This is a genomic window from Polaribacter septentrionalilitoris, from assembly GCF_009832745.1.
Lineage (GTDB): Bacteria > Bacteroidota > Bacteroidia > Flavobacteriales > Flavobacteriaceae > Polaribacter > Polaribacter septentrionalilitoris.
Window position 1 is genome coordinate 161,684 of sequence record NZ_VRMJ01000042.1, and the last position, 24,234, is coordinate 185,917.

Genomic DNA, 24,234 nt, shown 5'->3' on the forward strand with positions numbered 1-24,234 from the left:
ATTGTTTAACTAAATTCAAAATACTTTAAACATTCGTATATTTACATAAAATTAAAATATTATGGCTCGCAAGAAAAACATCACCAAAGACAACATTATTTCTTGGTATATGGAATTTGTTTTAGAGAACAATCATCAACCGAAATCAGTATTTAGTTTTGCTAAAGAAAATAATTTTGAAGAATCAGATTTTTATAAATATTATGGCTCTTTTGAAGCAGTTGAAGAATCAATTTTTTCAGAATTTTTTCATCATACTACTGTTGTTTTACAGAAAAGCGAAGATTATGAAACTTATGATGCTAGAAATAAATTATTAAGTTTCTATTTTACTTTCTTCGAAATTTTAACGGCTAACAGAAGCTATGTAGTTTATGCTCTAGAAAATGCTAAAAGAGATCTAAAAAAATTAAAATCATTGCAATCTTTACGCAATCACTACACTCAATTCGTTGAAGATTTAAATATTGAAAGAATCGAATTAAAGCAGGAAACTTTAGAGAAAATTCAAAACACTTCTATCAAAGAAACCTCTTGGATGCATCTATTAATCACGATGAAATTTTGGTTAGATGACGTTTCTCCATCTTTTGAAAAGACAGATATTTTTATTGAAAAATCTATCAATGCGCGTTTTGATGTTATGGATATCAAACCGTTAAAAAGCATTATAGATTTTGGTAAATTTATTCTAAAGGAAAAGGTAAACTTTAACTAAAAAATTATGAAAACAATCGATTCTATACCTACGTCGAAAATTCAACGTGCTTCAAAATTAGTATCTACTGGTGCTAAAATTGGCGTGAATTACATAAAATACTATGGTGATAAAATTACCAAAACTGAAGAAGAAGCAAAAGCTCGTTTGAATGAAAACAATGCTGGCGATATTTATGACGGTTTAAAACAACTAAAAGGAAGTGCGCTAAAAGTTGCACAAATGTTGAGCATGGAAAAAAGTATCCTGCCTCAGGCGTATGTAGAGAAATTTTCATTATCACAATTTTCTGTTCCGCCTTTATCTCCTGCCCTAGTTACCAAAACTTTTAAAAAATATTTTGGCAAAAACCCAAATGAAATTTACGATAGTTTCGATTCTGTTTCTGTAAATGCTGCCAGTATTGGTCAAGTACATAAGGCCGAGAAAGATGGCAAAAAATTGGCGGTAAAAATTCAGTATCCTGGAGTTGCAGAAAGTATTGCATCAGATCTATCTCTAGTAAAACCAATAGCAATTAAAATGTTTAACATCAGAGGAAAAGATTCTGATAAATATTTTAAAGAAGTAGAAAATAAACTCGTAGAAGAAACGAATTATATTTTAGAAGTAGAACAAAGTCGAACTATTGTTGAAGCTTGTAAACACATTCCAAATTTAAAGTTTCCAAATTACTATCCAGAATTATCTTCTGACAGGATTATATCTATGGATTGGATGCAAGGTGTTCATCTCTCTGAATTTGTATACAAAGATGAAGAAGTTGCTAATAAATTAGGGCAAGCTTTATGGGATTTTTACATGTTTCAAATTCATAAATTACAAAAAGTTCACGCAGATCCACACCCAGGAAACTTTTTAATTTCTCCAAAAAACGAACTAATTGTTATCGATTTTGGTTGTATGAAAACCATTCCTGATGATTTCTACATTCCTTATTTTGAATTAGCAAAAAAAGAAAATATCGCTAATCCTGAATATTTTGAGCAGAAATTGTTTGAGTTAGAAATTTTAAGAGAAGACGACTCTAAAGAAGAATTGATTTTTTTTAGAGCTATGTTTCATGAAATGTTAAGTTTATTTACACAACCTTTTAATCAAGAAACTTTTGATTTTTCTGATGAAGTATTTTTTGGAAAAATATCTGACCTTGGTGCAAAATATGCAAAGAGCACAGAACTTAAAAACATGAATGGAAATAGGGGATCTAAACACTTTATTTACATTAACAGGACCTTTTTTGGATTGTATAATTTAATGCATGACTTAAAAGCAAAAAATATAAAAATTAATAATTTTAACACATATTAATGGCATTTTTTGACGCAAAAGATATTTATGGTTTAGAAAAAATCTTTAGAATTAACTTGATTAATAGCTGCTCTGGATTTAAATCAGCAAATTTATTAGGTTCTATTTCTAAAGATGGAATACCTAATTTAGCAGTTTTTAGTTCAGTAACACATTTGGGCTCTAATCCACCAACGCTTGGTTTTATTTTAAGACCCACAACTGTTCCAAGAAATACACACAAAAACTTAAAAGAAACAGTTTTTTTTACAATCAATCATATTTATGAAGACATTATTGAAGATGCACATCATACTTCTGCAAAATATCCTGATGATATATCTGAGTTTGACATGACCAACTTAGAAGAAGAATATAAAGGCGAATTTAAAGCTCCTTTTGTAAAGGGTGCACCTGTACAAATGAGCATGAAATTTATAGAAGAAATTTATGTACCTTCTAATGATGTGTTGCTAATTGTTTCTCAAATTCAAGAATTATACATCAAGGATGAATTATTGCAAAAAGATGGACTTATAAATCTATCTAAAGGAAATATAGCTACTATCAATGGTCTAGACACCTATGCAATTCCGAAATTTAAAAAACAACTGTCTTACCAAAGACCCAAAAACATTCAATAAAGTGTATGAAAATTCTCGTAACAGGAGCTACTGGTTATATAGGCAAACGTTTAATTCCGTTATTACTAAACGACGGACATACCATTATTTGCCCTGTTAGAGACAAAAAAAGAGCTGAAAACTACTACAGAAATCAAAAGAGAATACACTTAATAGAAGCAGATTTTTTAAATTCCCAATCATTAAACGATATTCCCAAAGACATAGATGCAGCTTATTACTTAATTCATTCTATGTCAAATTCTGCAAAAGAATTTCATATTTTAGAAGAAAAATGTGCAAATAATTTTAAACGATTTGCAAAAACCACCTCATTAAAACAAGTCATTTATCTCAGTGGAATCACCAATGACACGAAACTTTCAAAACATTTACTATCAAGAAAAAACGTCGAAAACACCTTAAGCTCTGGAGATTATGCACTTACAACTTTTAAAGCAGGAATTATTGTAGGCTCAGGAAGTTCGTCTTTTGAAATTATTAGAGATTTAGTTGAAAAACTTCCTGCAATGATTGCCCCAAAATGGCTGAATACAAAAACACAACCTTTAGCTGTAAGAGATGTTTTGTCTTTTTTACATAGAGCTTTAAATAAAAAAGAATTATTCAATGCTTCATACGACATCTATGGGCCAGAAATTCTTACTTACAAGGAAATGCTTTTACAGTTTGCTGACGTAAGAAAGCTAAAAAGATGGATTTTTACTGTGCCAGTGATGACTCCGAAACTTTCTTCTTATTGGTTATACTTTGTTACCTCTACTTCCTACAAACTAGCAGCTTCATTGGTAAATTCTATGGGAGTTGAAGTAATTGGAAAAAAGAGTAACATCAATCAAATTTTGGATGTAAATCCAATGACTTACAAAGAAGCAGTGCAACTTGCTTTTAAAAAAATAGAGCAAAATAGTATTATATCTAGTTGGAAAGATTCTTATATAAGTAGCGGGAAATTAAAAAAATATGTTCACGAATTCATCAATGTTCCTGAATACGGTTGTTTCAAAGATATTAAAAAACGTAAAATTAAAAACAAAGAACTAGCCTTAGATAGAATTTGGGCTATTGGTGGAGAAACTGGTTGGTATTATGGTACTTTCTTATGGAAAATTAGAGGTTTTTTAGATCAATTTTTCGGTGGTGCTGGATTACGACGAGGAAGAAGACACCCTACAGAATTAAACGCAGGAGATGCGCTCGATTTTTGGCGTGTTATTTATGCGGATAAAGAAAAAGGCAAGTTGCTATTATATGCAGAAATGATTTTACCAGGAGAGGCTTGGTTAGAGTTTAAAATCAAAGAAAATAAAATATATCAAACTGCCACTTTTAGACCTCATGGCCTTGGAGGTAGATTGTATTGGTATGCAGTAATGCCATTTCATTGGTTTGTTTTTAATGGAATGATTAACAATATCAACAAATAATTTTGAAAAAAGAACACCTCCCATCAAAGGTTTGTCCAGTTTGCAAAAGACCATTTAACTGGAGAAAAAAATGGGAAAAAAATTGGAAAAACGTAAAATATTGTAGTAAAAAATGCAGCAAAAACAAAAAGATACTGGGTTAGTTTGGTTTCGAAATAATTTGAGAGTAAATGATAATATTTCATTATCTAAGGCTACTCAAAACCACAATAAAGTAATTGCTGTTTTTTTCTTTGATCCTAAACTTTTTGAAAAAGATAAATTTGGATTCCGAAAAACCGAAAAGTTTAGAGCAAAATTTTTAATTGAAACTGTAAAAGATTTAAAACAAAACTTAGCAGATTTAAATATCACTCTCCTGACCTATTTCGATAATCCAGAAAATAGAATTTATAAACTTTGCGAAGAGTTTTTTGTTGATACAATTTACACTCAGAAAGAATGGACTTTTGAAGAGGCAAATACAAACTATAGAATTAAGGAATCAATACCAAATTCATTACATATTATCGATGATTATGATCAATTTTTATATCATCCAGAAAAAGTAACTAATGATTTTTCTAGAATTCCAGATGTTTTTAGCATTTTTAGAAAAAAAGCTGAAAAATATGTTGAAGTTTTACCTGAAGTTATTCCCAAAAAAATGCTTGATTATAATATCATTGAGCAAAAAACTTCTATTCCAACTTTAAAAGATTTAAGTTTTGCAAATATTAAAATCATTAAAAAAAGTGCTTTTCCGTTTTTAGGAGGAGAAAATGCTGCTTTAGAACGATTGGAATATTATTTTTTTGAATCTAAAAAAATCGCTTTTTATAAAAAAACAAGAAATGGGTTATTAGGTAAAGATTACTCAACTAAATTCTCTCCTTGGCTAGCAAACGGAAGCATTTCTGCAAAAAAAATTTATTGGAAAGTAAAAGAATTTGAACAAAAACACGGAGCTAATCAATCTACTTATTGGGTAATTTTCGAGTTGATTTGGAGAGATTATTTCAAATTTATATCCTTAAAATACAATTCTAACATCTTTAAAATTGGAGGAATTCTTGACAGAGATTATGAATGGAAAAACAATCAAAACATTATTCAAAATTGGATTAATGGTGAAACTAAAGACGATTTTGTAAATGCAAATATGGTTGAGCTCAAAGAAACTGGTTGGATGAGCAACAGAGGAAGACAAAATGTTGCTTCTTATTTCGCAAAAGAATTATTACAAGACTGGAGAATTGGTGCTGCTTATTTCGAATCGATGTTATTAGATTATGACGTGCATAGTAACTACGGAAACTGGATGTATGTAGCTGGTGTTGGTAACGACCCTAGAGATAGAAAATTCAATACAAGATTGCAAGCAGAGCGTTATGACAGCAATTACAAGTTTAGAGATCTATGGTTGCAAAAAACGTTATTCTAAATGAAAGAAACAGAAATTCATATTATTTTCCCTCATCAACTTTTTAAAAAAACAGCAATTTTAGATAAAGTTGATATTGTTTTTTTGGTGGAAGAACACTTATTTTTTAATCAATATAAATTTCATAAGCAAAAAATTGCTTTTCATAGAGCTAGCATGAAGTTTTATGAAAATTACCTCCTCAAAAAAAATAAAAAAGTAAACTACATTGATGCAACTGATGATTTATGTGATGTTAGAAAGCTACTTCCTAAATTGGCAAAAGATGGTATTCAAAAAATACATATTATCAATCCTACTGATAATTGGTTAGAAAAACATCTCAATCAATTTAAAGAGCGTTTAGATATTATTTGGCATGAAAATCCTTTATTTATCAACACAAAAGAAGAGTTGACTTCATTTTTTAAACCGTCAAAAAAGAAGTTTTTTCAAACCTCATTTTATAAAAACCAGAGAAGAGATAGAAACATTTTGATGAATGGAAAAAATCCAAGTGGAGGTCAATGGACGTTTGATGCTGACAACAGAAAGAAATATCCAAAAGGCAAAACACCACCTGCAATTCAATTTTCTAAGCAAACAAATTATCACAAAGAAGCCATAAAATATGTAGATGATAATTTCAATGACAATTATGGAGAATTTAATGATTTTGTAGTTTATCCTATTGATTATGAATCCTCAGAAAAATGGTTAACACAGTTTTTTGAAATCCGTTTCCACGAATTTGGAGTTTATGAAGATGCAATAGTAAAAGAGGAACATTTTCTAAATCACAGTTTACTATCTCCATTAATTAATGTGGGATTATTAGATCCTTTAGAAGTCATTGAAAAAGCGATTTCTTTTGCCAAAGAAAATGAAATCCCTATCAACTCTACTGAAGGATTTGTGAGACAAATATTAGGTTGGAGAGAATTTATTAGAGGAGTTTACGAAGCCAAAGGAACTGAAGAACGCACCAAAAACTTTTGGAAATTCAAACGTAAAATTCCAAAATCTTTTTATGATGGTTCAACGGGAATTGTCCCTGTGGATGATGTCATCAAAAAAGTTCTAAAAACTGGTTATGCACATCACATTGAGCGACTGATGATTTTAGGAAATTTCATGGTCTTGTGTGAATTTGATCCTGATGAAGTTTACAAGTGGTTTATGGAACTATTTATTGATGCTTACGATTGGGTAATGGTACCTAATGTTTACGGTATGAGTCTGTTTGCAGACGGTGGCTTAATGAGTACAAAGCCCTACATCAGCAGTAGTAATTATATCATGAAAATGAGCAATTACAAAAAAGATGATTGGCAAGAAACTTGGGATGGGTTGTTTTGGACTTTTATGGATAAACATCGTGATTTCTTTTTGAGTAATCCCAGATTAGGAATGCTAATTAGAACATTTGATAAAATGAAGCAAGAGAAAAAAGAAACTCATTTTAAAAACGCAGAACTGTTTTTTAAACAATTAGATAATGATTGAAAGAGAAGAAATAAATGTAATTTGGTTTAAAAGAGACCTTCGTTTACAAGATAACGAAGCTATATTTAATGCAATAAATTCTGATAAAAAAACCCTTTTCTTATATGTATTAGAAAATTCTTTGATTGATGACCCTCATTACGATAAACGCCATTGGAACTTTATAAAACAATCTATTGTTGATATTAATGAAGATTTAGCCAAACACAATACTAAAATCTTATGTGTCCAAACAGAAGTAATTACAGCTTTTAACCAATTACAAAACTATTATAAAATTGATACGGTTTTTTCACATCAAGAAACAGGTTTATTAATTACCTACAAAAGAGACAAAGATTTTACAAGATATTGTAGAAACAATAATATAAATTGGATTGAAAACAATAATAATGGTGTTTTAAGAGGACTTTTAAATCGTGAAGATTGGTTTGAAAAATGGGATGAATATATGGCTTCACCTCAAATTAACATTCAATATTCTCACACTAATTTTATCAATCTTGATAAGATTAAAAATTTAGAAAAAGGTTTTATCATTCCTAACCTAGAAACAAAACCTTCAAATAGATTTCAACCTGGAGGCACAAAAATGGCTTGGAAATATGCAGTAAGTTTTTTCGAAAAAAGACATAAACAATATATGTTTCACATTTCTAAACCAGCTTTAGCAAGAGAAAGCAGTAGTAGACTATCCCCTTATATAGCATGGGGAAATGTTTCTATTCGTCAAATATTTCAAAAAGCTTTAGAATATAAAAATAATAGTAATAAAAGACATTTAGGTGCTTTTATATCAAGATTACGTTGGCAAGCGCATTTTATACAAAAGTTTGAAATGGAACATACTATGGAAAATGCAAGTGTAAATAAAGGATATCATAAATTAAAAAAAAGTGTTTCAGTAAAGTACCAAAAAGCTTGGAAAGAAGGTAAAACAGGCTTCCCTTTAGTAGACGCTAGCATGCGATGTTTAATAGAAACTGGGTATTTAAACTTTAGGATGCGCTCTTTATTAGTTTCTTTTTTTACACATATTCTATGGCAACCTTGGCAAGCATCTTCGCAACATTTATCAAAACAATTCTTAGATTTTGAACCTGGAATTCATTTTCCACAATTGCAAATGCAAGCAGGTGAAACTGGCATTAATAATTTAAGAATTTACAATCCTATAAAAAATAGCTTAGAACACGATGCTGATGCAAGTTTCATCAAAAAATGGGTTCCAGAATTGGCAAATTTGCCTACTCCTTTTATACATGAACCATATTTAATGACTCCTTTAGATCAACAATTTAACAATTTTAGATTGGGAGAAAATTATCCTCATCCAATTGTTGAGTTAAAATCTGCAAGAAAAAAAGCAAGTGATATTCTTTGGAACCTAAAAAGGAATCCAAGAGTACGTGAAGAAAGCATTAGAATTCTTAAAAAACATACTATTTCTAACAGAAATAGAATGTTAAAAAATGACTGATTTACATACGCTTAAGAAATTATAATGTTATGTTAATTTCTGTTTAACTATTTTTTAATTTAGTTAAACATTTATATATTTGATGTAGAAATGATATATAACACTACACACACAAACAAAGAAGCACAAACAATATTCAATGACCTTTTAGGTAAAGGCTTCTCTATCATAGAATCTATAAAGATGCGTGGTACTGGCTCTAAGAGGATGATGATTAATGAAGTGGGTATTGGTTTTAAAAAGTATATGAATACTGTTGCAGACATCAACTATGGAAATATTGAATTGAGAAGAAAAGGCATTATTGTTCATATAAATAAAGGGCTACAAACTTTTAGTTGGGCAATTCCTTTTTATCAATTACATACTTACAAAACTAATGGCTTTAGTATACACGCGCATGGTAATTTTGTGAGATTTAAAAACAATAAATTATTAAAAGAAAATAAAAAATTTATCAACAAAATAATCGATTTAAAGATTGAACACGACAAACAATATGATTTCTATACTCCTATCAATTAATTCTATTTAAAATGAAGTTAGATGGAATAGAAATTGACAGAATAATAGAGATGGCATGGGAAGATAGAACCACATTTGAGGCTATAGAACATCAATTTGGTTTAAAAGAACAACAGGTCATCAACCTAATGAGAAGAGAAATGAAACCTTCGAGTTTTAGAATGTGGAGAAAACGAGTACAAGGAAGAAAAACAAAACATCAAAAATTAAGAACGTTTGAAAAAGGAAGATTTAAATGTTCAAGACAAAAAACAATATCAAATAACTCTATAGCAAAAAGATAATAACAGTGCTTTGCTTATAAGATTAGAGTACTTAAAGACAGCACATTAAAAAGACTAAAGATGATTACAGAAGTAATACTTAAAGAAAAAGAAGCCTCAGAAAAATTAAACGGATTTTCCTTTGAAGAAGTTGGTGATGACCACTTGTTTACAGGTTTAGAAACACCAATGAAAAAAGATGCTTTTAAACTCTCTGATGAACTAAAAAAAGAAAAAATTGCAAGATTATTTTCAGAAATTATGGATGTTATGGGCTTAGACCTAACAGACGATTCACTGAAAGGAACTCCAAAAAGAGTTGCAAAAATGTATATCGAAGAAATTTTTTCTGGTTTAAACCCTGCCAATAAACCAAAAGTGGCGTTGTTTGATAACAAATATCAATACAACCAAATGTTGGTAGAAAAAAATATTACTTTTTATTCAAATTGCGAACATCATTTTGTACCAATTATAGGTAAAGCCCACGTGGCTTATATTTCTTCTGGAAAAGTAATTGGTTTATCAAAATTAAATAGAATTGTTCAATATTACGCTAAAAGACCTCAAGTTCAAGAACGATTAACCAACCAGATTGCAGAAGAATTAAAAACTATTTTAAATACAGAAGATGTAGCTGTTATAATAGACGCCAAACATCTATGTGTATCATCTAGAGGTATTAAAGATGATACTTCATCTACGGTTACATCATTCTTTGGAGGAAAATTTAATAATCAAGAAAAAATCACTGAATTACAAAACACCTTAAAATACTAAATCATGGATTTAATACAAAAAGCAATTGAGTTCGAAAACAGAAAAATGAGATTCCCAACTACAAGCGATCGCATTTTAGCATCTAGAGAAGCAAAATCTTTAATTTTAAGCTTAAACGAAATTTATAAGCAAAATAAAGATCAAAAAATAATGGATATTATGAAACGTTTAACAGCTATTAAACAAAGAATTGAAAAACGTTTAAAAGGAAAACCTCTTACAGCTGCATAATAAATTCAGTTTTTTCTTGCTTTTCTAACTTTTATATTTATATTCGAAAGTTAGTAAAATAGGAAATACATAGAATGAATTTATTAGAAAGAGCCACTGAGTTTGAAAACAGAAAATTCTCGTTTAAAACTACAAGTGATAGAATTTTAGCTTCTAGAGAAGTAAAAGCTTTAATATTAGAGCTTAACGAAGTATACAAATTAGAAAAAGATCCAGAAATTATGGATCAAATGAAGCGCTTAACTGCTGTTAAACAAAAAATAGAAAAGCGCTTGAAAGGAAGACGATAAAGCACTTATGAAAACAATTTTAGTTATTGGGGGAAGTAAAGGAATAGGAAACGCAATTCTAACTTCCCTAATCGATGAAAACAAAGTTATCAACATTAGTAGAACTTCCCCAGAACTAAATCATAAAAATCTCACGCATCACAATTGTGATGTTCTTACTGATGATTTTCCTGAATTAGACGCAATAGATTCTTTAATTTATTGTCCGGGAAGCATAAATCTAAAACCTATTTCTCGTTTAAAATTAGATGATTTTAGAGAAGATTTTGAAATTAATGTAATAGGTGCTGTAAAAGCGGTACAGCAATATTTACCTGTTTTAAAAAAAGGAAATAATTCATCAATCTTATTGTTTAGCACAGTAGCTTCTAAATTAGGTATGCCTTTTCACGCAAGTGTAGCTGCCTCTAAATCTGCTATAGAAGGACTTACAAAATCTTTAGGTGCAGAATTAGCACCAACAATTCGTGTTAACGCCATTGCACCAACTGTTACTGATACAGATTTAGCATCAAAATTATTGCGCAATGAACGTTTAATAGAAAATATTAAAGAACGTCATCCTTTAAAAAAGTTTTTAAAACCAAATGAGGTTGCAGATTTAGCAACTTTTCTAATTTCTGATAAAGCGAGTTCTATTTCAGGTCAAATTTTTGAATTAGACTGCGGAATCGTAAGTTTTAAAATTTAATTTTATTTATGACAAGTATTTATAATATAGAGATGAATAGTCTCCAGAATAAGCCTATCCATTTTTCAGATTTTAAAGGAAAACATATCCTTTTAGTTAACGTTGCATCTAAATGTGGGTTTACACCTCAATACAAAGGTTTAGAAGAACTATATAAAACCTATAAAGAAAAGCTTGTAGTTATTGGTGTTCCTTGCAATCAGTTTGGAAAACAAGAACCAGGAAGTTCAAATGAAATTCAAGAGTTTTGTGAAGCAAATTATGGGGTTTCTTTTTTAATTACCGAAAAAGTAGATGTAAAAGGGATCAATCAACATCCTTTATATTCTTGGTTAACCCAACGAAAATTAAATAATAAAAAAAGTTCTTCTGTAAAATGGAACTTTCAAAAGTATTTAATCTCTCCAGAAGGAAAATTGATTGATTACTATTTTTCAATTACAAAACCTATGAGTTCAAAAATTACTAAACATTTAAACTAGATATTATGTTCGGATTATTTAAGAAAAAAACAGCCTTAGAAAAACATCAAGATTTGTATAAAAAACTAATGGAAGATGCTTATAAGTTGCAATCTATTAATAGAAGTGAAAGTGATCAAAAATATTTAGAAGCTGATATTGTATTAAAGAAAATAAAAGATTTACAAGCACAAAAAATTGATGAAGCAGTTTAAACTTACATTATTTTTTTTATTTGTAAACTTTGGCGGTTTAGCTATTGGTAATTGGTTAATGAATAATGGACCAAGAACAGAATGGTACATAAATTTAAGTAAAGCTCCTTGGACGCCACCTGGTTGGGTTTTTGGAGTAGCTTGGACTGTTATTATGATATGCTTCTCTATTTATTTAGCAAAGCAATTTGTTACGAACAAAAAAATACAATTTTTAGGTTTCGTTTTTTTTATTGAGTTTGTATTAAATGTAAGTTGGAATTACCTGTTTTTTAATCAACATTTAGTATTCTTAGGACTCATCAATATCACCTTTTTAACTTCTACCTTATTTTATTACTTCTATAAACTAAGTGATAAAGTAGGTAATTATAAATTTCTTTTACTCCCTTACATTATTTGGTTGTGTATTGCAACATCTTTAAATCTCTATATTTTAATTCACAATTAGTAAAATGTATAAACTTCATAAAAAACAAAATGTTCCTATTTCTCTCCAAGAAGCCTGGAATTTCTTGAAAAGTCCGAAAAATTTAGAAAAAATGACTCCTGCAGCAATGGGATTTAAAATTATTGATGGTGCAGATAGACCAACTTACGCTGGCCAATTAATCAGTTACGAAGTAACACCTTTATTAGGTATAAAAACCAAATGGGTTTCTAAAATTACCCAAGTAGAACATTTAAATTATTTTACTGATGAACAATTGTATGGGCCCTATGCATTGTGGCATCATACTCATTTTATCAAAGAAATTAAAGGTGGTGTAGAAATGGAAGACTTAATCTATTACAAAGTTCCGTTTGGTTTTTTAGGTAGATTGTTTCATCCTATTTTAGTGAAACCTCAATTAGAAAAAATATTTAAGTATAGAAGCGAAAAATTAATAGAACTTTTTGGTGAATACAAATAAAATGAAGCAAAAAATAAACATATTTTGGTTTCGAAGAGATTTACGCTTAGAGGATAATTGTGGACTTTTTCATGCTTTAAATTCTGATAAAAAAGTACTTCCAATTTTTATTTTTGATGAAGACATTCTTCACAAACTACCATGTGATGATGCACGCGTTTCATTTATTCATCAAGAGTTAAAAAACATCAATCTTCAATTAAACAAAACAGGTAGTTCTTTAGCTGTTTTTCACGGAAAACCTGCTGATATTTTCAAGAGTTTACTAACAAACTATTCAATTGATACTGTTATTACAAATCACGATTATGAGCCCTATGCCATCAAAAGAGATTTAGAGATCAAAGAGCTTTTAGCCTCTAAAGAAATTGATTTCAAAACGTATAAAGACCAAGTTATTTTTGAAAGAAATGAAGTTGTAAAACAAGATGGAGGCCCTTATAAAGTTTACACACCTTATTCTAGAAAATGGCTAGAAGCTTTCCATGAAAAAGGAATTTCATTTTATCCTTCTGAAGAGAAATTAGAGAGTTTTGTAAAAGATGATAATCATCCTTTTTTATCATTATCAGATATTGGTTTTACAGTCTCGTCAATAAAAGTAGCATCTTATACGGTTTCTACAGAATTGATTGATCAGTATGAAGAAACTAGAAATTTCCCTGCAAAAGATGCCACATCAAAACTAGGAACACATTTGCGATTTGGAACAGTTAGTGTAAGAAAAATGGTTAAAAAAGCCTCCAAAAGCAATAATATTACATTTTTTAAAGAACTGATTTGGAGAGAGTTTTTTATGCAAATTTTATGGCATTTTCCACACACTCCTAACAAAGCTTTTAAATCGAAATACGATAGAATTCAATGGAGAAATAATGAAGATGAATTTAAAGCTTGGTGTAAAGGAGAAACAGGCTATCCTTTAGTAGATGCTGGTATGAGAGAACTCAATGAAACAGGTTTTATGCACAACAGAGTAAGAATGTTGGTGGGAAGTTTTTTATGCAAACATTTATTGATAGATTGGAGATGGGGAGAAGCCTATTTTGCAGAAAAATTACACGATTACGAAATGTCAAGTAATGTTGGTAACTGGCAATGGGTTGCAGGTTCTGGTGTAGATGCATCTCCTTATTTTAGAATTTTTAACCCTACAACACAAATTAAAAAATTTGATAAAGATTTAAAATATATAAAAAAATGGGTTCCAGAGTTTCAAGAATTGACATATTCTAAAGAAATTGTAGAGCATAAATTTGCAAGAGAACGTTGTTTAAAGGTTTATAAAGAAGCGGTTTCTTAAATATAAAGACAACAAACTAATAAAGATTACGTTTTAAAAATACAGTGTAGATAAATCATTAATAAAATTTATTCTACAACATGTAAAATTATTTATTCTTGATTTAAAGCTTCAATTTTTTTGAAGCTTTTTTTATGTAATTTTTTAAAATTTATCTTGGTGTTTATTAATATTTATATTTTATTTGCGCTCGTTAAAAAACAGCCGATGTAGCTCAGCTGGCTAGAGCAGCTGATTTGTAATCAGCAGGTCGTGGGTTCGAGTCCCTCCATCGGCTCAAATTTTTTAAAAGTCTCAAAAAAATATTTTTTTGAGACTTTCTTTTTTATTTTAGCAATAAATTCGGGTAGTAGCTTAGTCCGGTTAAAGTGCTGGTCTGGGGGACCAGAGATCGGAGGTTCGAATCCTCTCTACCCGACTTTTCTTATAGACAATCTATTTTTTTCATATATTGCAATACACTTCTATTTTAGAATTTCATTAGATTTTCTAAATATAAATCTGTAATATCTTAAATCATTTTATGAAATTAAAAGTAGGATTATTAGGCGCTGGTTCTTGGGGAACTACTGTAGCTTCATTGACATCAAAAAATGCTGAGACTATTATTTGGGCCAGAAATAACGCCACTGTTGAAGAAATAAACAAATATCACACTAATGAAAAATACCTCCCAAAAGCAACGCTTCATAAAGAGTTAAGAGCATCAAACTCAATAAAAGAAACTGTAGAAAATGCAGACGTTATTGTTATGGGAATCCCTTCTCAAAATTTTAGACATGTATTAACTGAAGCTAAACCTTTTATAAGGCCATGGGTTCCTATAGTTAGTTTAGCTAAAGGATTAGAAATTAGTACAAAAATGAGAATGACTGAAATTGTGGAAGAAGAACTACCTGGTCATCCAGCAGGAGTTTTAACTGGTCCTAATTTAGCTAAAGAAATTCATTTTGGTAAAGCAGCTGCAGCTGTAATTGCTATGGTTGATAAATCAATTGCTAAAAAACTACAAAGTGTTTTTAATTCTGGGCTATTTAGGGTGTATACCAATTCTGATGTTATTGGATGTGAATTAGGCGGTGCATTAAAAAACATTATGGCAATTGCTGCTGGTATGAGTGATGGAGCAAACGCAGGAGAAAATACACGTTCTGCCCTAATCACTAGAGGTTTATCGGAACTTACAAGGCTTGGAACTGCAATGGGTGGCAAACAAAGAACCTTTGCAGGTCTTACAGGGATGGGAGACTTAATAGTTACTTGTTCTAGTTCTAAAAGTAGAAATCACCATGTTGGATTCGAGTTAGGAAAAGGAAAACCATTAGAAAATATTATTAGTGAAATGAGCGAAGTTGCAGAAGGTGTAAAGACAGCTAAAATAATTATGGAATTAGCAAAAGAACATCAAATAGATATGCCAATATCAAACGAGGTATATAAAGTTTTATATAAAGGCAATACTGTATTTGATGCCTTTAAAGGTTTGCTTACTCATGAAGTTGGTTCTGAAAAAGAACCAGGATAAGAACAAAAAATAAACAAAATTTATAAAATCTTTATTATTTTAGACGATTAATTATAAAACTTATAATTTATGCTAATCTTAGGTATTGCTGGAGGTACAGGAAGTGGAAAAACTACTGTCGTAAATCAGATAGTTAAACATCTGCCTGTTGATGAAGTTTGTGTAATTTCACAAGATTCATACTACAAAGCAACTGATGATTTGTCTTATGAAGAAAGGACAAAAATAAATTTTGACCATCCAAGAGCCATAGATTTTGATTTGCTTGTACATCATCTAAAAGAATTAAAAAAAGGAAATACAATACCACAACCTGTCTATTCTTTTGTTACGCATAATAGAACAAAAGACACTGTTCTTACACATCCAAGAAAAGTTGTCATTGTAGAAGGTATTTTGATTTTTAACAGTGAAGAATTAAGAAACCTTTTTGATATTAAAATTTTTGTTCATGCTGATACTGATGAGCGATTAATTAGAAGAGTTCGAAGAGATATTTCTGAAAGAGGAAGAGATATAGATGAAGTTTTGAACAGATATCAAGACACATTAAAACCTATGCATCTGCAATTTATAGAGCCCACAAAGAACTATGCAGATTTAATAATTCCTAATGATAGACACAACACTGTTGCTATTGACATTGTAAGAACTGTAATTAATGAACGTTTATAAACCTATGGGATTTTCGAAAATTAGAAATAATAAAATAGTAAAAATTGCAACAAATATTTTTGTTCTAATTACTATTCCGTTTTTAATTTGGATGTTTTTTTTTGATGAAAACTCTTTCTTAGTACACAGAAAATTTGATAGCGAAATTGAAGATTTAGAAAGTACAATTTCTTTTTACAAAAAGAAAATTAAAGAAGATAAAGCTACAATTAAAAAGTTGGAAGATTCTTTACAATTAGAACGATTTGCAAGAGAAAAGTACTTGTTAAAAAAAGAAAACGAAGATATTTATATTATAGAATTTGATACCATAAAAAAATAATGAGTCAGTTTTTATTTGATGAATTTGAAAAAATCACACCCAAAGCTTGGAAACAAAAAATTCAGGTAGACTTAAAAGGTGCTGATTACAATGATACACTTCTCTGGAAAACAAACGAAGGTGTTGTTGTGAAACCTTTTTATACTTCAGAGGATAGAACTAATCATACAATACAATCACCTAAGGAAGGATTCAATATCTGTCAAACCATTTTTGTTGACGATGAAAAAATTGCAAATTCTTTAGCTATTGATGCTTTAAAAAGAGGCGCTAATTCAATACAATTTAAAGCTGATAAGGTTTTTGACTACCCTATTCTTTTAAAAGGAATTGATTACAATTCTACTATTCTATATTTTCAATTTTCTTTTTTAAACGATGATTTTCAGATTGAATTATCAAAATTCATCAATTCAGAAAAAACCTATTTTCAGAACGATATTATTGGTCATTTGGCAGAAGAAGGCAATTGGTTCAACAATTTAAAAGACGATTATCAAAAACTTGATAATATTGTTAATCATACTAATAGTTGTATCTCTGTTTCTCTAGATTTATATCAAAATTCAGGAGCGAATATTACACAACAATTGGCGTATACATTAGCTCATGCAAATGAGTATCTAAATCATTTTGGGAGCGAATTTGCTCACAAAATTCATTTTTACTTTTCAGTGGGTGCTAACTATTTCTTTGAAATTGCAAAATTTAGAGCTTTTAGATTGTTATGGTCAACATTACTAGAAGAATACGGTATTGTAAACTTAGATACTCACATTTTTGCTCAACCTAGTTTAAGAAATAAAACATTATATGATTATAATGTAAATATGCTTAGAACAACATCTGAATGTATGAGTGCTATTTTAGGAAGTGCTAATACAGTTTCTAATGTTTCTTATGATGCAATTTATCATAAATCCAATGAATTTGGAGAACGTATTGCAAGAAATCAATTGCTTATTTTACAGCAAGAAAGTTACTTAGGCAATGCTCAAGATTTTACTGATGGCTCTTATTACATTGAAGCTATTACCACTCAATTATCAGAAAAAGCATTAGAAATTTTTAAATTTATAGAAAAATCTGGTGGTTTTCTCAATCAATTAAAATCTGGGGTAATACAAAAGAAAATTAACGAAAGTGACCGCAAAGAAAAAGAAGAGTTTTTAGAAAAAGAACTAATATTGGTTGGCACCAATTTGCAACAAAATAAAGATGATAAGATGCAAAACAATTTGGAGTTATACCCTTTTGTAAAGCAGAGAAACATCAAAACGTTAATACCCCCATTAACTAGAAACCGTATTTCAGAGTCAATCGAAAAAGAAAGATTGAGTTTAGAAAAGGTGTAATTTATAATTATGAGTAAAAACAAAGAAATTTTAGAACATCAGAAAAAACAAAATACTCTTAAAACTCAAGTTAAAGAGATTAAAAGAAAGTTGCCAACTTATATCATAGGTTTTTTGTTGTTTGCCTTTGTTAGCTTATATTTTTTAGAGAATACCTTTTATAATTATTTTGGAAAAAATGTTAATCTTATTATCATAATTGTTGTCATCTTATCCGTATTTTCTCTTTTTATTTTGATAAGGAGCTACCTAAAAGTTAAGCAACTACAAAGAGAATCAAAATCTATAGGATCCAAACTCTATAAACTAATGAAATTGGAAACAGAAACTAAAGATGAGTAGAAAAGACGTACAACATATAAAAATTAAAAAAACTAAAAAAAGTATTGAAAAATCATTTCAACATGAAGGTTTTGTTGCTGGTATTTCACCAAATTTAAGAGGTCCTTACTCAACGATGTATGTTCGTAGGCCATGGACTATAAGGCAATATGCAGGATTTTCCACCGCTGAAGAAAGTAATGCTTTTTACAGAAAAAATTTAGAGTCTGGTCAAAAAGGATTATCTGTTGCATTTGATTTGGCCACTCATAGAGGTTATGATTCTGACCATGAACGCGTGCAAGGTGATGTTGGTAAGGCTGGCGTAGCTATAGATTCCGTTGAAGACATGAAGGTTTTATTTAATCAAATTCCTTTGGATAAAATGTCGGTTTCTATGACCATGAATGGTGCAGTATTACCAATTTTGGCATTTTATATCGTAGCTGCAGAAGAACAAGGTGTATCTCCTGAACTATTATCTGGCACAATTCAAAATGATATTCTCAAGGAGTTTATGGTTCGAAATACATACATCTACCCTCCTACTCCTTCTATGAAAATTATTGCTGATATTTTTAAATACACCAGTAAAAACATGCCTAGATTTAACTCGATTTCCATTTCTGGCTATCATATGCAAGAAGCAGGTGCTACTGCTGAAATTGAATTGGCATATACCTTAGCAGACGGATTAGAATACCTAAAAAAAGGATTAGAAACAGGAATGGATATTGATGCTTTTGCTCCAAGACTATCATTCTTTTGGGCAATTGGTATGGATCATTTTAGAGAGATTGCAAAAATGCGTGCAGCAAGAATGTTGTGGGCAAAAATCGTAAAACAATTTAATCCCAAAAACCCTAAATCCCTAGCTTTGCGAACACATTGTCAAACAAGTGGTTGGAGTTTAACAGCTCAAGATCCTTTTAACAATGTTGCTAGAACTACTATAGAAGCGATGGCTGCTGCCTTTGGAGGCACACAAAGTTTACACACAAACGCATTGGATGAGGCTATTGCATTGCCCACAGATTTTTCTGCAAGAATTGCCAGAAATACCCAAATCTATTTACAAGAAGAAACCAATATTACCAAAACTGTAGATCCCTGGGCAGGTAGCTATCACGTTGAAAAACTAACAGAAGATATTGCCAATAAAGCTTGGGAATTAATTCAAGAAGTAGAAAGCTTAGGTGGAATGACTAAGGCTATCGAAAAAGGAATTCCAAAATTAAGAATTGAAGAAGCAGCTGCAAAAAAACAAGCTAAAATTGATAGCGGACAAGATGTAATTGTTGGTGTTAATAAATACAAACTCAAACAAGAAGACCCTTTACATATTTTAGAGGTAGATAATGAAGCTGTTCGTCAATCTCAAATTGAACGTTTAGAACAATTAAAAGCGAATAGAAATACTAAGGATGTTGAGAAATCTTTAGTACTTTTAACCAATGCTGCTAAATCTGGGAAACATAACTTATTAGATTTAGCAATTAAAGCTGCTAGAAATAGAGCCACTTTAGGTGAAATTTCTAATGCTTTAGAAACTATTTTTAGTAGACACAAAGCCGTAACAAAAACAATCTCTGGAGTGTATAGTAAAGAAATAAAAGATGATAAACTTTTTAAAGAAGCAAGAGATTTAGCTAATAAGTTTGCTGAATTAGAAGGAAGAAGACCTCGAATTATGATTGCCAAATTAGGACAAGATGGTCATGATAGAGGCGCAAAAGTTGTTGCTACTGGTTATGCTGATTTAGGTTTTGATGTAGATATTGGCCCTTTATTTCAAACACCTCTAGAAGCTGCTAAACAAGCCGTTGAAAATGACGTACATATTTTAGGGATTTCTTCTTTGGCTGCTGGTCATAAAACATTAGTTCCTAAAGTAATTGCTGAACTAAAAAAATACGAACGTGAAGACATCATGGTTATAGTTGGAGGTGTAATACCTGCACAAGATTACCAATTTTTATTTGACGCTGGTGCTGTAGGTGTTTTTGGACCAGGTACAAAAATTGCGCAAGCAGCAATTGACTTATTAAAAGTTTTAATTGATAGTGTTGTAGAGTAGTCTTTTTGGTAACTTTTATTTCAGATTAGTCTCTAATCAAAGGTAAAGTTGAGCATCTTAATAAGCCTTCTTGTTTTGCAATTTCTGAATATGCAACTTCTTCTACTGTAAATCCGTTTTTTCTTAACCAAGTATTTAAACGTGTAAAGTTTTTTTCTGATATAATTATATCCTCAGCTATAGAAAACACATTACTATTCATGTTATACATTTCCTCTTTAGTGATTTCAAATACATTTTCTTTTCCAAAAAAATCAAGCAACCAATTGTATTCACTTTCTATTAAAAATCCATTTTTATGCAAAATCGCTTTGTCTTTTCCTATAGGTTGAAAACAACAATCTAAATGCAAGGCATTTTCTTTAGCATCTGTATTAGATTTTCTTAACTCAAAAGATTTTACTGTTTTATCTGGAAATAATTCTTGTAAAGCTATAACTGCGTCTAAATTGGTTCGCGCTGTTATATAATCAGGGTAATCGCTCCCTGAGTAAGTCCCAACAAAAATATAATCATTCCAAGGCATAACATCTCCTCCTTCTACATGGCATTCTTTTGGCAAAACAATAACTTTATCAGGATGAATTTGTGAAATAACATTATTAATCGCTTTATATTCCCTTTCCCTATCAGGAAGAATATTAGCTTCAATAAATTTGTCCTCTATTACAAAAGCAATATCTCTAGTAAAAATTTGGTTATAATCTTTAATAATATCTGGTCTATATACTTTAACATCATACTTTTTAAAAACTTTAGCTACCGCTTCCATTTCTTGAATCATATCTTCTTCTCTAGGATAGGTTCCTGCTAAAACATGTTCTTTACTTTTAGGGTCATAACAATCTTCTACTTTAGGAGTTGCTCCATTACTATTTGCAATTCCTAAAATTACTGCTCGTAAACGTGAAGTTTCGTTTTGTATGTTTAAGTTTATCATATATATTTTTGATAAAAAAAGCTTCATAAAATATGAAGCTTTCTTCTTGTAAAATATTAAAATTTATCTTTTGTCTATATCAACAAATGGTCTAAAATTTTCGCCAGTATAAATTTGACGTGGACGACCAATAGGTTCTTTACGTAATCTCATTTCTTTCCATTGAGCAATCCATCCTGGTAAACGACCTAAAGCAAACATAACCGTAAACATCTCTACAGGTATGCCCATAGCTCTGTATATAATACCTGAATAGAAATCTACATTTGGATATAGTTTTCTTTCTACAAAATAAGGGTCATTTAATGCTTCTTGTTCTAAACTTCTTGCAATATCTAAAATAGGGTCTTCAACTCCTAAATCGTTTAAAACTTCATCTGCAGCTTTCTTTATGATTTTAGCACGTGGATCAAAGTTTTTATATACTCTATGTCCAAAGCCCATTAATCTAAAAGGATCATTCTTATCTTTAGCTTTAGCCATATATTTTTTGGTATCACCACCATCTGCCTTAATAGCTTCAAGCATTTCTAAAACTGCTTGATTTGCACCTCCATGTAAAGGTCCCCAAAGTGCCGATATTCCAGCTGATAATGAAGCAAATAAACCTGCATGAGAAGAACCTACAATTCTTACTGTAGATGTAGAACAGTTTTGTTCATGATCTGCATGTAAAATTAATAGTTTGTCTAATGCATTTTTTATTATAGGATTCATTTCAAAATCTTCATTTGGCTGTTTAAACATCAAATACATGATATTTTCAACATAACCTAAAGATTTTTTACCATAGTTTAAGTGCATTCCTTTTTTCTTACGCATTGTCCAACCCACCAAAACAGGAAACTTACCCATTATTCTAACAATGGCATTATACATATCTTGCCTAGACTCAATGTTTACAGAGACTGAATTAAAAGCAGTTAATGCACTTGTTAATGAGGATAAAACTCCCATTGGATGAGCATTTTTAGGAAATGCTTCTAAAATTTTTCTAACATCATCGTCTACTAAAGAATGTTCTCTAATATCTGCATGAAATTTTTCTAACTCTTCTTTAGTTGGTAAGTTTCCAAAAATTAATGCATACGAAACCTCAAGAAAATCAGCTTTATCTGCTAATTCCTCTATAGAATACCCTCGATATCTTAAAATTCCTTTTTCACCATCTAAGAACGTAATTGCACTTTCACAAGAACCTGTATTTTTGTAACCTGGATCAATTGTAATTACCCCATTCGTAGCTCCTCTTAGGGTTTTTATATCGATTGCGACTTCATTTTCTGTTCCTTTTACAAGTGGAAATTCGTAGGATTTACCTCCAACCTCTAACTTAGCGATATCTGACATTTATTGATGTATTTTTTTGTGTTGTTTAGTATCGCGAAGATACCATTTTTAAAGGAATTTAAAAAGAGCTTAGGTATAGATTTTAGATATTTTAAAATAATATTAACTTATATTTTGTATAAATGAAAAAGACTTCATAATTTCTTATGAAGCCTTTAAAAAATAACTTTTTTTGTTATTATATCTTGAATGCTTTTTCTTTTGGAAAATAAGCAACTTCTCCTAATTCTTCTTCAATTCTTAACAACTGATTATATTTTGCCATTCTATCAGAACGTGATGCAGAACCAGTTTTTATTTGTCCACAGTTTAATGCTACTGCCAAATCTGCAATAGTATTATCTTCTGTTTCACCAGACCTATGTGACATTACAGAAGTATACCCAGCATTTTTAGCCATATTTACTGCTGCGATTGTTTCTGTTAAAGAACCTATTTGATTTACTTTAATTAAGATTGAATTTGCGATACCTTCTTTAATACCTCTAGATAAACGCTCTACATTAGTTACAAATAAATCATCACCTACTAATTGTACTTTATCACCAATTAATTCTGTAAGGTATTTTGTTCCTTCCCAATCATTTTCATCCATTCCATCTTCAATAGAGATTATTGGATATTTGTTAGCTAATTCAGCTAAATATTCAGCTTGTTCATTAGAAGTTCTAATTACACCTTTATCTCCTTCAAATTTTGTGTAATCGTATTTTCCATCAACAAAAAACTCTGCAGAAGCACAATCTAAAGCAATTTTAATTTCATCACCAAAAGAATATCCTGCATTTTTAACTGCTAAGGCAATTGTTTCAATAGCATCTTCTGTTCCGTCTAAAGTTGGCGCAAAACCACCTTCATCTCCAACAGCTGTTGATAAATCTCTATCGTGTAAAACTTTCTTTAAATTATGAAAGATTTCAGAACCCATTTTCATAGCTTCAGAAAAACTATTGGCCTTAACTGGCATAATCATAAATTCTTGAAATGCAATTGGGGCGTCTGAGTGAGAACCACCATTAATGATGTTCATCATTGGTACAGGAAGTGTATTTGCAGAAACACCACCAACATATCTATATAATGGCATACCTAGCTCATTAGCTGCTGCTTTTGCAACTGCCAAAGAAACACCTAAAATAGCATTTGCCCCTAATTTAGATTTATTTGGAGTTCCATCTAAATCAATCATTAATTTATCAATAGCATTTTGTTCAAAAACAGAAACACCAATAAGTTCTTCAGCAATGATTTCATTTACATTACTAACAGCTTTTAAAACTCCTTTACCCATGTAGTCTTTACCACCATCACGTAATTCTACTGCTTCGTGTTCTCCTGTAGAAGCTCCAGAAGGAACTGCTGCTCTACCTAAAATACCACTTTCAGTAACTACATCTACTTCTACAGTAGGATTTCCTCTTGAATCAAAAATTTGACGTGCGTGAACGCTAAGAATAATACTCATTTTTATATTTATTTAGTTTTTAATATCTATTTTACTTTGGCTAATTTACGAAATAAGCTACATT

General features: G+C 30.2%; 28 protein-coding genes and 2 tRNA genes. 27 read left to right on the forward strand and 3 right to left on the reverse strand.

Annotated features, from left to right (window positions below; genetic code table 11):
* The first annotated feature begins 61 nt into the window (after positions 1 to 61).
* The 27 genes from FP421_RS13205 to scpA all read left to right on the forward strand — a co-directional run bounded on the left by FP421_RS13205 (position 62) and on the right by scpA (position 20,415).
* The gene (locus tag FP421_RS13205) at positions 62 to 718 is read left to right on the forward strand and encodes a TetR family transcriptional regulator C-terminal domain-containing protein (protein WP_159951388.1); all 657 of its coding nucleotides are present in this window, start codon (positions 62 to 64) and stop codon (positions 716 to 718) included.
* A gap of 6 nt (positions 719 to 724) precedes the next feature.
* Positions 725 to 2,029, forward strand: coding sequence for an ABC1 kinase family protein (locus FP421_RS13210; RefSeq protein WP_159951390.1), 1,305 nt, complete (start codon positions 725 to 727; stop codon positions 2,027 to 2,029).
* Positions 2,029 to 2,652: a flavin reductase family protein gene (locus FP421_RS13215; RefSeq protein ID WP_159951392.1), complete on the forward strand. Its 624-nt coding sequence runs from the start codon at positions 2,029 to 2,031 to the stop codon at positions 2,650 to 2,652. The genes FP421_RS13210 and FP421_RS13215 overlap by 1 nt, the downstream gene beginning before the upstream one ends.
* 5 nt (positions 2,653 to 2,657) lie before the next feature.
* On the forward strand, positions 2,658 to 4,079 hold the full coding sequence (locus FP421_RS13220; protein WP_159951394.1) for an SDR family oxidoreductase: 1,422 nt from the start codon (positions 2,658 to 2,660) through the stop codon (positions 4,077 to 4,079).
* 2 nt (positions 4,080 to 4,081) lie between these two features.
* The gene (locus tag FP421_RS13225) at positions 4,082 to 4,222 is read left to right on the forward strand and encodes a DUF2256 domain-containing protein (RefSeq protein ID WP_159951396.1); all 141 of its coding nucleotides are present in this window, start codon (positions 4,082 to 4,084) and stop codon (positions 4,220 to 4,222) included.
* Positions 4,192 to 5,502: a DASH family cryptochrome gene (locus FP421_RS13230; protein WP_159951398.1), complete on the forward strand. Its 1,311-nt coding sequence runs from the start codon at positions 4,192 to 4,194 to the stop codon at positions 5,500 to 5,502. Before FP421_RS13225 ends, FP421_RS13230 begins: the two co-directional genes overlap by 31 nt.
* Positions 5,503 to 6,987: a cryptochrome/photolyase family protein gene (locus FP421_RS13235; RefSeq protein WP_159951400.1), complete on the forward strand. Its 1,485-nt coding sequence runs from the start codon at positions 5,503 to 5,505 to the stop codon at positions 6,985 to 6,987. It begins immediately after the preceding gene.
* A complete protein-coding gene (locus tag FP421_RS13240) occupies positions 6,980 to 8,467 on the forward strand; it encodes a cryptochrome/deoxyribodipyrimidine photo-lyase family protein (protein ID WP_201288850.1) in 1,488 nt (495 codons plus the stop codon). Before FP421_RS13235 ends, FP421_RS13240 begins: the two co-directional genes overlap by 8 nt.
* A 90-nt stretch (positions 8,468 to 8,557) precedes the next feature.
* Positions 8,558 to 8,992, forward strand: coding sequence for a hypothetical protein (locus FP421_RS13245; RefSeq protein ID WP_159951402.1), 435 nt, complete (start codon positions 8,558 to 8,560; stop codon positions 8,990 to 8,992).
* A gap of 11 nt (positions 8,993 to 9,003) precedes the next feature.
* Entirely contained in the window at positions 9,004 to 9,276 is a 273-nt protein-coding gene (locus FP421_RS13250; protein WP_159951404.1) for a TIGR03643 family protein, read from the forward strand.
* 60 nt (positions 9,277 to 9,336) lie between these two features.
* Complete coding sequence (folE, locus tag FP421_RS13255; protein ID WP_159951406.1) at positions 9,337 to 10,035, forward strand: GTP cyclohydrolase I FolE; 699 nt, start codon at positions 9,337 to 9,339, stop codon at positions 10,033 to 10,035.
* A 3-nt stretch (positions 10,036 to 10,038) separates the two neighbouring features.
* Entirely contained in the window at positions 10,039 to 10,266 is a 228-nt protein-coding gene (locus tag FP421_RS13260; protein WP_159951408.1) for a hypothetical protein, read from the forward strand.
* 74 nt (positions 10,267 to 10,340) lie between these two features.
* Positions 10,341 to 10,556, forward strand: coding sequence for a hypothetical protein (locus tag FP421_RS13265; RefSeq protein ID WP_159951410.1), 216 nt, complete (start codon positions 10,341 to 10,343; stop codon positions 10,554 to 10,556).
* Positions 10,557 to 10,563: 7 nt separating this feature from the next.
* Positions 10,564 to 11,247 (forward strand): SDR family NAD(P)-dependent oxidoreductase, encoded by a 684-nt coding sequence (locus FP421_RS13270; RefSeq protein ID WP_159951412.1) that lies wholly within the window; start codon positions 10,564 to 10,566, stop codon positions 11,245 to 11,247.
* Between the two features lie 8 nt (positions 11,248 to 11,255).
* The gene (locus tag FP421_RS13275; protein ID WP_159951414.1) at positions 11,256 to 11,729 is read left to right on the forward strand and encodes a glutathione peroxidase; all 474 of its coding nucleotides are present in this window, start codon (positions 11,256 to 11,258) and stop codon (positions 11,727 to 11,729) included.
* A gap of 5 nt (positions 11,730 to 11,734) precedes the next feature.
* Positions 11,735 to 11,923: a Lacal_2735 family protein gene (locus FP421_RS13280; RefSeq protein WP_159951416.1), complete on the forward strand. Its 189-nt coding sequence runs from the start codon at positions 11,735 to 11,737 to the stop codon at positions 11,921 to 11,923.
* Positions 11,910 to 12,374 (forward strand): TspO/MBR family protein, encoded by a 465-nt coding sequence (locus FP421_RS13285; protein ID WP_159951418.1) that lies wholly within the window; start codon positions 11,910 to 11,912, stop codon positions 12,372 to 12,374. Before FP421_RS13280 ends, FP421_RS13285 begins: the two co-directional genes overlap by 14 nt.
* 4 nt (positions 12,375 to 12,378) lie before the next feature.
* A complete protein-coding gene (locus tag FP421_RS13290; RefSeq protein ID WP_159951420.1) occupies positions 12,379 to 12,837 on the forward strand; it encodes an SRPBCC family protein in 459 nt (152 codons plus the stop codon).
* 1 nt (position 12,838) lies between these two features.
* Positions 12,839 to 14,140 carry a cryptochrome/photolyase family protein gene (locus FP421_RS13295; RefSeq protein ID WP_159951422.1) on the forward strand — a complete coding sequence of 434 codons (1,302 nt, stop codon included), beginning with the start codon at positions 12,839 to 12,841 and terminating at the stop codon, positions 14,138 to 14,140.
* Positions 14,141 to 14,343: 203 nt separating this feature from the next.
* A tRNA-Thr gene (locus FP421_RS13300) sits at positions 14,344 to 14,417 on the forward strand.
* 66 nt (positions 14,418 to 14,483) lie between these two features.
* A tRNA-Pro gene (locus FP421_RS13305) sits at positions 14,484 to 14,558 on the forward strand.
* A 105-nt stretch (positions 14,559 to 14,663) separates the two neighbouring features.
* Positions 14,664 to 15,665 carry an NAD(P)H-dependent glycerol-3-phosphate dehydrogenase gene (locus FP421_RS13310; RefSeq protein WP_159951424.1) on the forward strand — a complete coding sequence of 334 codons (1,002 nt, stop codon included), beginning with the start codon at positions 14,664 to 14,666 and terminating at the stop codon, positions 15,663 to 15,665.
* 69 nt (positions 15,666 to 15,734) lie between these two features.
* A complete protein-coding gene (gene udk, locus FP421_RS13315; RefSeq protein WP_159951426.1) occupies positions 15,735 to 16,340 on the forward strand; it encodes a uridine kinase in 606 nt (201 codons plus the stop codon).
* Positions 16,327 to 16,662, forward strand: a complete 336-nt coding sequence (locus tag FP421_RS13320) for an FtsB family cell division protein (protein WP_236548116.1) — start codon at positions 16,327 to 16,329, stop codon at positions 16,660 to 16,662. The genes udk and FP421_RS13320 overlap by 14 nt, the downstream gene beginning before the upstream one ends.
* Positions 16,662 to 18,017 (forward strand): methylmalonyl-CoA mutase subunit beta, encoded by a 1,356-nt coding sequence (locus FP421_RS13325; RefSeq protein ID WP_159951428.1) that lies wholly within the window; start codon positions 16,662 to 16,664, stop codon positions 18,015 to 18,017. The genes FP421_RS13320 and FP421_RS13325 overlap by 1 nt, the downstream gene beginning before the upstream one ends.
* Before the next feature lie 9 nt (positions 18,018 to 18,026).
* Positions 18,027 to 18,359, forward strand: a complete 333-nt coding sequence (locus FP421_RS13330; RefSeq protein ID WP_159951430.1) for a hypothetical protein — start codon at positions 18,027 to 18,029, stop codon at positions 18,357 to 18,359.
* Complete coding sequence (gene scpA / locus FP421_RS13335) at positions 18,352 to 20,415, forward strand: methylmalonyl-CoA mutase (RefSeq protein ID WP_159951432.1); 2,064 nt, start codon at positions 18,352 to 18,354, stop codon at positions 20,413 to 20,415. The genes FP421_RS13330 and scpA overlap by 8 nt, the downstream gene beginning before the upstream one ends.
* A gap of 25 nt (positions 20,416 to 20,440) precedes the next feature.
* On the opposite strand, the gene FP421_RS13340 is transcribed toward scpA, so the two are convergent.
* The 3 genes from FP421_RS13340 to eno all read right to left on the reverse strand — a co-directional run bounded on the left by FP421_RS13340 (position 20,441) and on the right by eno (position 24,170).
* Entirely contained in the window at positions 20,441 to 21,355 is a 915-nt protein-coding gene (locus FP421_RS13340) for a dimethylarginine dimethylaminohydrolase family protein (protein ID WP_159951738.1), read from the reverse strand.
* 63 nt (positions 21,356 to 21,418) lie between these two features.
* The gene (locus tag FP421_RS13345; protein WP_159951434.1) at positions 21,419 to 22,705 is read right to left on the reverse strand and encodes a citrate synthase; all 1,287 of its coding nucleotides are present in this window, start codon (positions 22,703 to 22,705) and stop codon (positions 21,419 to 21,421) included.
* A 178-nt stretch (positions 22,706 to 22,883) separates the two neighbouring features.
* Positions 22,884 to 24,170 carry a phosphopyruvate hydratase gene (gene eno, locus FP421_RS13350; protein ID WP_159951436.1) on the reverse strand — a complete coding sequence of 429 codons (1,287 nt, stop codon included), beginning with the start codon at positions 24,168 to 24,170 and terminating at the stop codon, positions 22,884 to 22,886.
* Positions 24,171 to 24,234 lie beyond the last annotated feature (64 nt).